This is a genomic window from Amycolatopsis xylanica (assembly GCF_900107045.1).
Lineage (GTDB): Bacteria > Actinomycetota > Actinomycetes > Mycobacteriales > Pseudonocardiaceae > Amycolatopsis > Amycolatopsis xylanica.
Map to the genome: position 1 here is coordinate 656,337 of NZ_FNON01000004.1, position 12,991 is coordinate 669,327.

Annotated in this window: 11 protein-coding genes; 6 read left to right on the forward strand and 5 right to left on the reverse strand. The window is 67.6% G+C overall.

The genetic code is table 11. The annotated features are described in order from the left end of the window. Positions 1 to 58: 58 nt before the first annotated feature. From BLV57_RS21925 to BLV57_RS21945, 5 genes are read left to right on the forward strand one after another with little or no spacing between them, the layout of a single operon-like run. Entirely contained in the window at positions 59 to 421 is a 363-nt protein-coding gene (locus BLV57_RS21925; RefSeq protein WP_091291562.1) for a hypothetical protein, read from the forward strand. Positions 422 to 424: 3 nt separating this feature from the next. After that, positions 425 to 784 (forward strand): hypothetical protein, encoded by a 360-nt coding sequence (locus tag BLV57_RS21930; protein WP_091291564.1) that lies wholly within the window; start codon positions 425 to 427, stop codon positions 782 to 784. 3 nt (positions 785 to 787) lie between these two features. Continuing rightward, a complete protein-coding gene (locus tag BLV57_RS21935; protein ID WP_091291566.1) occupies positions 788 to 1,288 on the forward strand; it encodes a DUF2690 domain-containing protein in 501 nt (166 codons plus the stop codon). A gap of 17 nt (positions 1,289 to 1,305) precedes the next feature. After that, entirely contained in the window at positions 1,306 to 4,230 is a 2,925-nt protein-coding gene (locus BLV57_RS21940) for a carbohydrate-binding protein (RefSeq protein WP_091291568.1), read from the forward strand. A gap of 28 nt (positions 4,231 to 4,258) precedes the next feature. Further along, a complete protein-coding gene (locus BLV57_RS21945) occupies positions 4,259 to 8,029 on the forward strand; it encodes an SGNH/GDSL hydrolase family protein (RefSeq protein ID WP_176968743.1) in 3,771 nt (1,256 codons plus the stop codon). A 61-nt stretch (positions 8,030 to 8,090) separates the two neighbouring features. Here BLV57_RS21945 and BLV57_RS21950 read toward each other — a convergent pair whose 3' ends face one another. The 4 genes from BLV57_RS21950 to BLV57_RS21965 are packed head-to-tail and all read right to left on the reverse strand — an operon-like array spanning position 8,091 to position 10,900. Further along, complete coding sequence (locus BLV57_RS21950) at positions 8,091 to 9,320, reverse strand: serine hydrolase domain-containing protein (protein WP_091291572.1); 1,230 nt, start codon at positions 9,318 to 9,320, stop codon at positions 8,091 to 8,093. 10 nt (positions 9,321 to 9,330) lie between these two features. After that, positions 9,331 to 10,137, reverse strand: a complete 807-nt coding sequence (locus BLV57_RS21955) for a siderophore-interacting protein (RefSeq protein ID WP_091291573.1) — start codon at positions 10,135 to 10,137, stop codon at positions 9,331 to 9,333. Positions 10,138 to 10,172: 35 nt separating this feature from the next. Further along, positions 10,173 to 10,505: a hypothetical protein gene (locus tag BLV57_RS21960; protein ID WP_176968744.1), complete on the reverse strand. Its 333-nt coding sequence runs from the start codon at positions 10,503 to 10,505 to the stop codon at positions 10,173 to 10,175. Then, a complete protein-coding gene (locus tag BLV57_RS21965; protein ID WP_091291575.1) occupies positions 10,502 to 10,900 on the reverse strand; it encodes an SgcJ/EcaC family oxidoreductase in 399 nt (132 codons plus the stop codon). Before BLV57_RS21965 ends, BLV57_RS21960 begins: the two co-directional genes overlap by 4 nt. 118 nt (positions 10,901 to 11,018) lie before the next feature. Here BLV57_RS21965 and BLV57_RS21970 point away from each other — a divergent pair, with 118 nt between their 5' ends. Next, on the forward strand, positions 11,019 to 11,726 hold the full coding sequence (locus BLV57_RS21970) for a TetR/AcrR family transcriptional regulator (RefSeq protein WP_245757449.1): 708 nt from the start codon (positions 11,019 to 11,021) through the stop codon (positions 11,724 to 11,726). Here BLV57_RS21970 and hemW read toward each other — a convergent pair. After that, on the reverse strand, positions 11,688 to 12,902 hold the full coding sequence (gene hemW, locus BLV57_RS21975) for a radical SAM family heme chaperone HemW (RefSeq protein ID WP_091291578.1): 1,215 nt from the start codon (positions 12,900 to 12,902) through the stop codon (positions 11,688 to 11,690). The genes BLV57_RS21970 and hemW overlap by 39 nt on opposite strands. Positions 12,903 to 12,991: the final 89 nt, after the last annotated feature.

Genomic DNA, 12,991 nt, shown 5'->3' on the forward strand with positions numbered 1-12,991 from the left:
CAGTAAGCCACCGCTGGTCTGCTGTGCGCCTCAGTTTCCGATTCGACCGGAGCGTGCGATGAATCTGCGAAGAGCCCTGCTGACCGGCGCCGCCGCCACACTGGCCATGACCTCCCTGCCCGCCGTCGCGAGCGCGACCACGACCGGCGACGTCCTCTGCACCTATGTCGTGGTCTCGGACGGTGGCCTGAACTTCCGGGACACCTACGCGACCAGCGGCCGTCTCGTCCGGCACCTGAACAAGGGCGAACGCTTCGACGCGTACCGCGACCGCTGGGTCGACCGGGCGCCCTACCGCTGGCGGCTCATCGAGAAACACCCCGAATGGCCGTGGTCGTACGGCGTTTACGCGGCCACCGGTGATGAGAGCGGCGCCTACATGGCACGCGATCCCCGCTACTCCTGCTACGACGAGGGCTGATCGATGCGACGAGCACTGCAACTGGGCCTGACGATCGTGCTGGCCATGGTGGCCGCACCGGCGGTGGCCTCGGCGAGCATCCCCGATCCGCACGGCGACATGATGTGCACCTACGTGGTCACGAGCGCGAACGGACTGAACTTCCGCAAGGGCTACGGCACCGGGTTCGAACTCGCCTATCACCTGAACAAGGGTGAGCGCTTCGACGCGTACCGCGACGACATCGTCTACCGCGACTACGACTGGCGCCTGGTCGAGTCCCACCTGGATTGGTACTCCTACGGCATCTACGCGGCGACCGGTGACAGCTCCGGCGCCTGGATGGTCCGTGACACCCACTATCCCTGCTACCCCTCGGACTGACCGATGCGCCTGAAACTCGCCGTGCTCCTTTCCGCGCTCTCCGCCACCTTCGGGCTCACCTCGGCCGTCGCCGCGCCCGCCGCCCCGTCCGCGCCCGCCGCGAGCCCGGTCTTCTGTTCCGGCACTTCCTGTGACGGCCGCGACGCGACCGAGATGGGCTGTGTCGCCGACGCGATCCCGCTCACCGGCTTCGTCGTCAAGGACGACCACGTGACCCAGCAACCCAAGGGCGACCTCAACTACTCACCCGCCTGCCGTGCCGTCTGGGGCGAATACAACACGGTCAACGCCGACGACATCCACCATGTCGTGCTCTTCGTCCAGCCCGAGTACGGGGGCGTGGAGCGGTCGGTCGCCAAGGTCGTCACCGGTGCGGGCCACTGGGAAACGAAAATGGCCGCCTGGAACAACTCCGTGAAGTTCTGCGCCACTCATTCCGGGTACGACCCCGACGCCACCGATACCGGCTACGGCGGGCTGAACGTCTGCACCCGGTGGCGTTGATGCGAAAGAGAACTCCCATGAGAAGACTTCCGGCCGTCGTACTGGCGGCCACGATCGGGCTGACGCTGGCTTCTCCCTCGGGGCAGGCCGCCGCGGCCCCGCCCGCGCAGGGCGCGCTCGCCGCTCCCGACGCCGCGCTGGACAAGGACTGGCGTGCGTCCGGCGACGTGCTGGTCACCGGCGCCGGCGACACCGACGGGTTCCATCTCTATGTGGCACGCGAAAAAGAGGCCTTCGCGTGGAAGAAGCTGGCCACGCTGAAGGCGTCCGCGCTGCCGGGCGGCTCGTGGTTCGGCCACGTCTGCCTCACCGGCTCTGGTAAGCACGCGGTCGCGGTGTTCGCGCCCGCGATGGCCGCGAACAAGCCGAAACTGGTGCAGGCCGGCGCCATCGCGGCGGTCGTCGACGTCGAGACCGGCAAGGCACGCGAGATCGCCACCGGCCTTTCCACCGCCTACTTCAACCCCGCGTGCGGCCCTGGCGACCGGGTGCTGCTGACCCGCGGCATCGGTGACGACGGGCAGCAGACCGACCTGCTCGCCGTGGACGCCGCCTCGGCCAAGGTGCTCAGCACCCGCCGGATCGGCTCCCAGTTCACCACCCCGGCCGCCGCGCCGGACGGCGACTACGGCATGGCGCTCGGCAACCTGGTCAAGGTCGGCGACGACGGCACGCTGACACCCGTCGCCAGGCCGCAAGGGCGGGTCTTCGCGGTCAACGCGACCGCGAAGCACGGCATCGACATCGCGTCGGTCAACGCCGACAAGGCCTACGTCCAGCGGCTGAGCCGCGACGGGCTGTCCCAGCTCGCCTCCGGGCCATGGGACAAGCTCCAGATCTTCGGCCTGACCGGTGGCCGCACCGCGGTCGTCGGCGACACCCGCGCCGTCGCCACGTCGGCGCCGGGCCTGGTCGCGCTGGCCAGCGACCGCCAGGTGCGCGGGACCTCCGCCGAAGGGCACCTGCTCGCGACAGAGGTGCTGACCCGGCAGACCGAGCGCAAGGGCGCCTCCCCGCTGGCCGCGCCCGACCGGGCCGACGCGGGCTCGCTCCGCGTCGCCGTGCGCGCGACCAAGACCGGCAAGGACTCGACGGGCACGGTCACCGCCACCCCGGCGCCGACGCTCGACGCCATCGCCGCCAAGACCGCCGACGGTCCGAACCTGACCAACCCGACCTGCGCGGTCGGCCGCAACGACCCGCGGATCCAGGCGTTCCAGCCGAGCGAAGACATGGTCGAGTGGGCCGTCGACCAGGCGGTCCACGGCACGCTGAACGTGCAGCGGCCTGCCAACTACCTCAAGGCGGGCCAGGGCGCGTACACCCCGCAGGGCATGTTCCCGCTCAGGAGCCTGGCCGGTGGCGGCACGGTTCCCGCGCAGCTGATGCTCGGCATCCTCGCGCAGGAGACCAACCTCGCGCAGGGCTCGTGGCACGTGGTGCCGGGCGACACCGGCAACCCGCTGGTGGCCGACTACTACGGCAACCACGGTGACGGGCAGTCCATCGACTACGGCGGCGAAGGCGAAGCGCAGAAGACCGACTGCGGCTACGGCATCGGCCAGGTGACCACCGGCATGCGGGTGGCCGACGGCGACTCCGTCTACAACAGGGCGCAACAGCTCGCGATCGCCACCGACTACGCGGCGAACATCGCGGCAGGGCTGAACATCCTGATCGAGAAGTGGAACCAGCTCTACAACGACCCGGCGGGACGCAGCTACGTCAACAACGGCGACCCGACCTGGATCGAGGACTGGTGGCTGGCGGTGTGGGCGTACAACAGCGGCTACTACCCCAGCACCAAGGCTTCGCAGAACGGCGGCTACTACGGGGTCGGCTACCTGAACAACCCGGCCAACCCGCAGTACCCGGCGAACCGTGCCCCGTTCCTCCGGCTGACCTACGCCGACGCCGAACGGCCGAGCGAATGGTCCTACCCGGAGCGGGTGATGGGCTGGGTGGAGTCCCCGCAGCTGAAGGGCACCCCGTCGCATCTCGCCTACTCGAAGCCGGTCTTCGGTGAGAGCAAGACGAAGGAAGAACTGACCGTCGCCACGCCGAAAACCTTCTGCGACAGCAGGAACAATTGTGACCCGGCCGTGGTGGACCAGAACAAGCCATTGCCGAAGAACCAGCAGACGAGCCCCTGTGCGGCGTTCAACAGCTCGTGCTGGTGGCACGGTCAGGTCAGTTTTGCGGGCTGCATTCTCGGCGAGTGCGCGAAAGAGAAGGTCACCTTCGGCGCGGGCACGCCGGAACCGGGTGTGAAACGCATTTATCCGCGCGACTGCTCGACTTTCCCGGAACTGTCCAAACCTCGTGCGAAGATCGTGTTCGATCTGAACGACACCTCTCAGTACGCACTGGGATGCAGTGTGCCCGCGTCCAACGGCAAATTCACCCTGCGCACGGGCGATCCGTCCGGCAACCATCCGGAAGCCCTGTACGCGCAGGTCGACCTGCACCAGGCGGGCGCGGGTTACAACGGGCACATGTGGTTCACCCACACCTATCGGCCGGATTATCTGAACGGGACGAGTGCCAAGCACAAGATCACCGGAACCTGGACACCCGATCTGGACATCACCCAGGGATCCGTGGCGCTGTACGACATCTGGGTGCATCTGCCGAGCCACGGCGGGGAGACCGAGCACGCGGAATACGTGGTGATGAACGACGACTGGAATCAGGCGTTCCCGTCGGGTGGAGGCCAGAAGGCCTGCACGATCGATCAGGACACCAGCCCGATCGGCAGCATGCTCGGCTCGGACCAATGGAAATCGCTCGGCACGTACGCGTTGCAGCCGGGCGCCAGGGTGATGCTGAACAACATGGAATCGGACTACGCGATTCCCAGCGCCACCGTGGACATCGCCTTCGACGCGATGGCGTTCGTGCCTGCTTCCGCCACCGCGCATCCGTGCGGGCAAACCTACTGAGGGGCGGGAACGGCCAATGAGAACGAGCATGAGAAAGCTGCTGCACGCGGCCACCGGCATCGCCATGGTCGCCGCGTCGATGATCACCGTCACGCCCGCGCACGCGGATCCACCCCAGCCCCCACCGGAGAAATCCTCGCGGGTGCTGGATCCCGATAGGACACTGCCGAAGGACTGGCGGCGTTCCGAAGATCGGGTGCTCACCACCGAAAGCGACGACCGCGGCCTGCACCTGCTGGTCGCCGACGCCAAGCAGGCGTACCAGTGGCGGGTCGTGGCGTCGCTTTCGGAACCGGGATACGACACCAACCTGTGGACCGGTCAGGCCTGCCTGACCGGCTCCGGGCAGCGCGCGGCCGTGGTCTACGCGCCGCGTCAGTTCTCGAACCGGGAAGACAAGATGAACCGCGGCGCCTTCGCCGCGATCGTCGACCTGACCGACGGCAAGGTCACCAAGCTCGCCGAGCGGGTGACGCTCGCCTACTTCAATCCAGGCTGCGGCACGGGCGAGGAGGTGCTGTTCTCCCGGCAGGAGGACAGCACCACCCGATTCCTCCGGGTCGACGCACGCACCGGTGCCGTGCAACGGAATCTGACAAGCAAGGGGCAGCTCACCTCGGCCGTCCCGGTCGGCGACAAGATCGTCGCCGCCGGGGCGAACCGGTTGGTGGAACTGGATTCCGCGGGCAAGGCCACCACCGTGCAAGCCACCGGAGGCGTGCCGTTCCGGCTGCAGGCGAGCGCGGCGGAGGTCGGCTACCAGGTCGTGCGCGGCGATCGCGTGGACGTGTTCCGGTACGCGAACGGCACGAGCACGAAGGTCGCCGAGGGGCGCAAAGGCGCGCTCGCGCTCAAGGGAAGCGGCGGCAACCTCTTTCTGACCGGTCCGGACGCCAAAGGCCTGCCCGCGCCCGCCGGGTGGCGCGCGCTCGACGCCCCCGCCGATGCCGACGTGTCCTCTCGGGGTGGACTCGTCGTCACGGGCACCGTGTCGGCGCCCGGCCGCAAGGTCACAATCACCGCGCGATCGACGGAAACCGCCAAGCCGCTGGAATTCGCGGTCGACACCGAGTCCACGTCATCGGGCGCCGCGCCCGCTTCCACCGCAGGTGTCACGGAGGACGAATCGACCGTGCCGTGGGATGTGGACCGGGCGTGCGCGGTGCCGCGCAACGACCATCGTCTGCAGACCTACCAGCCGACCCCAGAGCAGGTCGAGTGGGCGGCGAACCTTGCCGTGCAAGGAAAACTCACCTTCCAGCGGCCCGCGAACTGGGCCAACAACGGCCTGCCTGCCTACTCGCCGCAAGATCTGTTCAAACCGGATCCCGCCATCAGGGTGCCCGCCCAGGTGCTGCTCGCGGTGCTGGCTCAGGAATCCAACATGTGGCAGGCGAGCTCGCGGATCACCGACGGCTCGTCCGGCAACTTCCTGCAGGGCGGGTTCTACGGGAACCTGATGGGCGGGGAGGTGAACTTCGACGCGGCCGACTGCGGCTACGGCGCCGGGCAGGTCACCACCGGGATGTACAAAAAGGACACCGGCGAGGCGATGAGCGACCTGCAGCAGAAGGCGGTCGCGCTGGACTACACCGCGAACATCGCGGCCGCGCTGCTGATCCTGCAGGACAAATGGCGCGTCACCAAGGCGAACGGGCTGATCGCCAACAACGGCGACCCGAAGTTCATCGAGAACTGGTGGCTGGCGATCTGGGCGTACAACACCGGTTTCCATCTCCGCGACGGTGACCGGCCGTGGGGACTCGGCTGGCTGAACAACCCGGCCAACCCGATCTATCTCCCCGACCGGCAGCCATTCCTCACCACGGCGGTGCAGGACTACCACGACCCGAACATCCCCGGGGACACGAATCCCTACGACAATGCCAAGCACCCCAACAAATGGTCGTATCCGGAGCGCGTGATGGGCTTCGCCGCCCGCTCGCTGGTCCGCTACAACTATCAGTACCAGCGATTCAACGACACTTACCTTGTCGGCAACTGGCCGAGTGGCATGAAGGACGGCCAGCCAGGCCTGAACACCTTTTGTGTCGCCGCGAGGAACCAGTGCGACCCGGCGGCGCCGCCACACCAGCAGCCGGGTCCCGATCCGGACCCGCCGGGCCCCTGCCAGCGTGACGACCTGATGTGCTGGTGGAGCACACCCGTGTCCTGGGTGGACTGCACCAAGTCCTGTGGCGTCGAGCGGCTGAAGTACACCACGGTCGAGCCGCGTCCGATGGCGACGAACATCCACGAGCCGCAGTGCGCGGTCGACGGCCTGCCCGCCGGCGCGACGATCGTCGACGACCTCAACGCGGACGGCCCGTTCGGCCCGGACGGCTGTGCGCGGAACTGGCCCCGTGGCGGGAACTTCGACCTGAAGTTCGCCTCGACGATCAACACCACCACGGGCAAGACGATCTATCCGGCCAAGCAGGACTTCCATCAGGCGGGCGCGGGCTTCGCCGGGCATTTCTGGTTCGCGCACACCTACGAACGCGACAACGCCGCGTCCAACAAGATGAAGGTCGAGGGCACTTGGCAGACCTACGCTCCGCTCAACGCCTGGACCCGGATCTACGTCCACATACCGGACGAGGGCGCGCACACCCGCCAGGCCGACTATCAGATCTATGACGCGCCCAGCGCTCAGCCAGGCGGAAAACCCAGCCACCGCTCGATTTCGACGATGTGGGAGAAGAACACCTGGGTGTCGATCGGCGTGTTCGACTTCACCGGCAACCTGCCGGGCAAGGTCACGCTGAACAACCTCACCGAGGACGGCCGCGGGGTCGAAGACATCGCCTTCGACGCGGTGGCCTTCGAGAAGCTGCCTGCCAAGCCTGCGCATTTCGTGGTGGCGATGGGCGATTCGTACTCGGCCGGTGAAGGCACGAACAACTTCTACCACTGGAGCAACGTCGACGAGGACGGTGTGCTCAAGAAGATGTCCTGCAGGCAGGGGCCGGACAACTGGTCGCGCAAGACGAAGATCCCCGGCGCGCCGGCGGACATCGGCTCGCTGGACACCAGCCACGATCCCCGGCTCGACTACCAGTCGGTGGCCTGCAGCGGTGCGCGAGCGCACAACCTGCTCAAGAAGAACACCCAGCAGGAAGGGTTCGGCAACAAACCGGAAGGCCAATCCGGGCAGCTGACCCAGATCGATCGTGGTTTCCTCGACAAGAACACGACCTTGGTGGAGCTGACCATCGGCGGCAACGACGCCCGGTTCACGCCCATCCTCAAGTCGTGCGCGCTCAACAATCCCCTCGGCGGTTGCGACGCGAGCGATTACAAGATGGACGACGACCCGGAACCGCTGGGCGTCTATCAGCGCAAGCTCGCGTCCACCAAGATCAAGCCCGCGGTGCAGCAGGTGCTGAGGCAGATCCACGAGACCGCGCCGAACGCGAAGATCATGATCATGTCGTACCCGCGGCTGTTCTCCGCCACCACGTGCTCGGTCGAACGGAACGGCTGGGAGGCCACGGCGTTCAGTGAAGGAGAACAGCGCTTCCTGAACGACTTCGCGGACTTCTTCTTCGCCGAGGTCTACTCCGGACTGGGTGCGCTGCCGAACGTGTCCGTGATCGAAGGCCAGCAGGCCATCGCGGGCCACGCGGTCTGCGACCCCGACCAATGGCTCAACGGGATCCTGCTCGGCGGCAGCGGTGGCGCCAACCCGCCCTGGAGTGTCATGGACGGCAACAGTTTTCACCCGAAGTCGAACGGCTACACCGCGTTCGGCGCACTGGCCAGCCAGAAGCTCACCAGCATCTACCCATCCTGGTAACGGAGGAAAGCAGTCGTGAGTGTTCCGGCCGGTTAGAACCGGCCGGAACACTCACGACCCCCTAGCCCACCAAGGCCTGGTAGACCAGCTGCCGCAGGTGCTGCCGCAGCGGGTACGTGCTCGAAGGCAGAAGTTGTGTGAAGAACATCGCCGTCAGGTCCTCGTCCGGATCGACCCAGAACGCCGTCGATGCCGCGCCGCCCCACGCGAATTCTCCGGCGCTGGCCAGGGTTTTCGCCTTGATCGGGTCTTCGAGCACCGAGAAGCCCAGCCCGAAACCGTGCCCGTCGAACGGCATCTCCGCGAACAGCGGCCGTCCGTAGGCCTCGAGGTCGACATGCCCCGGCAGGTGGTTCGACGCCATCAGCTCGACGGTCCGCGGGCCGAGCACGCGGACGCCGTCGAGTTCCCCGCCACGCAACAACATCTGCGTGAAGCGGTGGTAGTCGGCCGCGGTCGACACGAGGCCGCCGCCACCCGAGAGACAGTCCGGCCGCGCCGCGCCGACCGCGCCGAAAGCGTCGTTGCGGACGATTTTCCCGGTGCCGGGCGTCGGCACGTACATCGCGGCGAGGCGGTCCTTGTCCTCGGTCCAGAACGCCGTCTCCGTCATGCCGAGCGGCTCGAAGATGGCCGCCGAGAAGAACTCGTCGAGCGGTTTGCCCGAAACGACCTCGACCAGCCTGCCGAGCACGTCGGTGGCCACGGAGTAGTTCCACTCGCTGCCCGGCTGGAACACCAGCGGCAGCTTCGCCCACGCCTGGCTGCACGCGGCGAGGTCGAGCCCCGGCGGCGTGCCCCATTCGTAGCCCTGCGCGCGGTACAGCGCGTCGACCGGGCCCGCGTTGTGGAAGCCGTAGGTGAGCCCCGCGGTGTGCGTGAGCAGGTGCCAGACCCGGATCGGCTCGGTCGCCGGCTCGGTCACCGGGCGTAGCGAGGAGCCCTTGGTGAACACGCGCGGCTCGGCGAATTCGGGCAGCCAATGAGAAATGGGGTCCGTCAGCTGGAACAGGCCCTGTTCGTAGAGCATCATCGCGGCGACCGACGTGATGGGCTTGGTCATCGAGAAGATGCGCCATCGGGTGTCGGGTTCGACCGGTAGCCCGGCCTCGACATCGCGCAGGCCGGAGCTGCCGACATACGCGATCTTTCCTTGCCTGCTGATCACGGCCAGCCAGCCGGGAAGCAGTCCATTATCGACATATCGGGCGAAATGCGTGTCGATCCGCCCGAGTCGGTCAGCGTCGAAACCTAGGTCGGCCGGGTCGGAATCCACCTTGAGTTCGGTCACTGGCCCGACATTACGCGTTCTTTTCGGCCGCTTTCTGGATCCGCCACTCCTCGTCGGTCGCGCCGCGGCGCCAGTAACCGGAGATAGACAGCAGGTCCTTGCGCATGCCCCGCTCGCCGAGCAGGTACTTGCGAAGCTCGCGGACGAACCCGGCCTCACCGTGCACGAAGGCCTGCACGAGACCCTCCGGGAACTCCAGGTCGCGCACGGCCTTCTCCAGGTCGTCGCCGGAGGACCGGTGCAGCCAGACGATCCGCGAGTCGGCCGCGCGCGTGCTCAGCGGCAGTTCCTCGGTGTCGTCCTGGACCAGGATGAACGCCCGCACGACCGCGGCGGGCGACATGGCCTCCAGCGACGCACTGATCGCGGGCAACGCGCTCTCGTCGCCGGCCAGCAGGTGCCAGTCGGCCTCGTCGCCGGGCGCGTAGGCGCCGCCGGGACCGGAAATCAGCAGCTCATCGCCGGGTCGCGCGCGCATCGCCCACGGTCCGGCGAGCCCCTCGTCGCCGTGCACGACGAAGTCGAGGGTGAGCTCACCCTTGACCTCGTCGTAGCTCCGGACGGTGTACGAGCGCATCCGCGGCCAGTGCTCACGCGGCATGGTCGCCTTGATGACCTGCAGGTCGAAAGGCTCGGGATAGCTCACGCCGGGCACGGGCAGCAACACCTTGACGTAGGCGTCGGTGCAGCCGTTCGGCCTGAAGTCGGCGATCTGCGGGCCGCCCGCGACGATCCGGATCATGTGGGGGGTGAGCCGTTCGACACGCAGCACGGCCAGCCGCAGACACGGACGCGTCGCGCGTTGGGTGACTACCATCGCTCACTCCTTTCCTCTGGTGCTCTGAGCTAAGGCTAGCCTAAGTCATCGAGCAGCGCAGTGAACCCCGCCACAACTTTCGCACGGAACCCGATGAAAAGGCGATTCGCGAGCGGCACACTCCACCGGGCCCGCCTGGCCACATTGAACACTCTGTGTGTAACCAACGTACCCGCCGGGTGATCGTCCACAGTGTACTCTCCGCGATACCACCACCCGCCTTGAAGAGCGACCATGCGCCGTTCGCGGTCCACTTCCACCCGAGGGCGATAGGGACCGGTTTCCCCGGCGAAGCGCGCGTAAACCCGGTCCACCACCTCATCCGGCGGCGCGTGGACCACGCCGCTCACCTCGACCATCGGCTTCATCGGGCACCCGCCGGATCACTGACGCGGGTGTTCTGGAACGACGCGATCCGCCATTCGCCGTTGTCCCGCACCAGCACGTAAGTGACCGTCGACGCGCGAAAATCCGCCCCATCGAGGGAGGACCCGCCGCCTGCGACGACGATCGCGACGTCCGGGCGCACGAACCGGACTTTGACCTCACCGGTCCCGCCGCCGAGCTTCAACCCCTTCAACGGCCCTTCGAACAGCGCGCGATGACTGGCCTCGATCGCCTCACGACCAGGCATATTCATCCCGAAGAATGTCACGTAGTCGGCGTCTTCAGTGAACAGGCGGCCGTACGCGGCCGCATCTCCCTCGTTCCACGCTGCGACGAGCGCGGCCAGCACCTCAAGGACGGCTTTTTCCTCGGACATGAGAGCTCCTTCTTCGACTCGACGAACACCGTTCGTTCAACGAACACCGTTCTACCTACGAACAGTGTTCGTGTCAAGCGCGAGGTTCGCTAGAGTGACCGCCACAGGAGGTGGCCGAGTGGCTGTACCGAACTCGCCGTGGCACCGGGAACCGGCGCGGCGCGCGGCGAAACCCCAGCTTTCGCGCGAGCTGATCGTCAAGACCGCGCTCGAGATACTGGCCGCGGACGGCATCGACGCGGTCAGCATGCGCCGCGTCGCGCAGGCGCTCGAAACGGGACCGGCCTCGCTGTACGCCCATGTGTCCAATAAGGACGAACTCGACGAGCTGATGTTCGACCGGATACTCGGCGACGCCCCGATTCCGGCGCCCGACCCGAGCCGCTGGGCCGAGCAGGTCAAGGAGCTCCTGCGCGCCCAGCTGGCGGCGATGCTGAGCCACCCCGGCATCGCGAAGGTCGCCTGGAACACCATGGTCCCCATCGGCCCGAACGCGCTGCGCCACGGCGAGGCGATGATCGCGCTGCTGCGCGCGGGCGGTCTCCCGCTCCGTCAAGCGGTGTTCGCCGGCGACGCGCTCGCCACGTACACCAAGGCTTTCGCCTACGAGGGCAGTGTCTGGATGTCCGGTGACGTCGACCAGCAGGAGCTCGCGCAGCGCAGCGAATACCTGAAGTCGTTGCCCCCCAACGAATTCCCGAACCTGCTGCAGATGAACGGCTTGTTCAGCGGCGAAACCGCCCAGGAGCGCTTCGAGTACGCCCTCGACCTCTTCCTGGCCGGGATCTCAGGCGGCAAGGCGGCGCACGACACCGTCGGCGAGTAGCCGCCCGCGATCGGTCAGCACGGCCCGCCCACCGTCCAAAGCGGACGCGTCGAGCAAGCCTTCCGCGGCCGCCGCACGAGCCTCGGCGAGCCCGTCCGCGTCGAGCGCGTCGAGCGAAAGTCCTTCCGCCAGCCGGAGTTCGAGCATGATCCGCTCCAGATGCCGGTCCGCCTCGGTGAGCACTTCACGCCCGCCCGCGGGCGAAGAACCCTCGGCGAGCAGCGACGCGTACCGCGCCGGATGCTTGACGTTCCACCACCGCACCCCGCCGACATGGCTGTGCGCGCCGGGCCCGGCGCCCCACCAGTCGCCGCCCCGCCAGTACCCGAGGTTGTGGCGGCACCGCGCGGCATCGGACGACGCCCAGTTGGACACCTCGTACCAGCGGAGGCCCGCCTTCACGAGCATCTCGTCGATCAACTCGTAGTCGGCGGCCAGCACGTCGTCGTCCGGCGCGGGCAGCTCACCCCGCTTGACCTTCCTGGCGAGCGCGGTCCCTTCCTCGACGATCAGCGCGTACGCGCTCACGTGGTCCACCTCGGCGGCGAGCACCGCGTCGAGCGAGGCACGCAGATCCTCGACCCGCTCCCCCGGCGTCCCATAGATGACATCGAGGTTGACGTGCGCGAACCCCGCCTCACGCGCCTCTTTCGCGGCCGCGACGGGACGCCCGGGCGTGTGCGTGCGATCGAGGATCTTGAGCACATGCTGGGCCGCCGACTGCATCCCGAGCGAGATCCGGTTGAACCCGGCCGCGCGGATGCCGTCGAAGAACGCGGACGACGTCGACTCCGGGTTGGACTCGGTGGTCACCTCGGCGTCCTTCGCGAGACCGAACGCCCCGCGCACGGCGTCGAGCACATTCGCGAGCCCGTCCGCTCCGAGCAGCGAAGGCGTGCCCCCGCCGACGAACACGGTGTCCACGGCAGGCGCCTTCTTGAGCACCCGCGCGGCGAGGTCGAGTTCCCGCTTCAGCCCGTCCAGCCACGATTCGGGCGACGCCGCCGAGCCGAGCTCACCGGCGGTATAGGTGTTGAAGTCGCAGTACCCGCAGCGTGTGGCGCAGAACGGCACGTGCACGTAGACCCCGAACGGCCGCTCGCCGACCCCCTCGAGCGCGCTGGCGGGAAGGTCGGCTTCGACGGTGGTGGTCAGATCGAGAGGCAGTGCGGGCACACCCCAGTCTCCCCCAGCGAGCCGGAACTCCTGGCGAGGGGTCGTGAGTGTTGCGGCCGGTTAGAGCGAACCGGTATTCGACGACCTGC

What these genes read in the sequence shown, in the direction of transcription:
- BLV57_RS21925 (WP_091291562.1), top strand. Translation starts at nt 59, where the DNA reads ATGAATCTGCGAAGAGCCCTGCTGACCGGCGCCGCCGCCACACTGGCC.
- BLV57_RS21930 (WP_091291564.1), top strand. Translation starts at nt 425, where the DNA reads ATGCGACGAGCACTGCAACTGGGCCTGACGATCGTGCTGGCCATGGTG.
- BLV57_RS21935 (WP_091291566.1), top strand. Translation starts at nt 788, where the DNA reads ATGCGCCTGAAACTCGCCGTGCTCCTTTCCGCGCTCTCCGCCACCTTC.
- BLV57_RS21940 (WP_091291568.1), top strand. Translation starts at nt 1,306, where the DNA reads ATGAGAAGACTTCCGGCCGTCGTACTGGCGGCCACGATCGGGCTGACG.
- BLV57_RS21945 (WP_176968743.1), top strand. Translation starts at nt 4,259, where the DNA reads ATGAGAAAGCTGCTGCACGCGGCCACCGGCATCGCCATGGTCGCCGCG.
- BLV57_RS21955 (WP_091291573.1), bottom strand. Translation starts at nt 10,137, where the DNA reads ATGGTAGTCACCCAACGCGCGACGCGTCCGTGTCTGCGGCTGGCCGTG.
- BLV57_RS21960 (WP_176968744.1), bottom strand. Translation starts at nt 10,505, where the DNA reads ATGAAGCCGATGGTCGAGGTGAGCGGCGTGGTCCACGCGCCGCCGGAT.
- BLV57_RS21965 (WP_091291575.1), bottom strand. Translation starts at nt 10,900, where the DNA reads ATGTCCGAGGAAAAAGCCGTCCTTGAGGTGCTGGCCGCGCTCGTCGCA.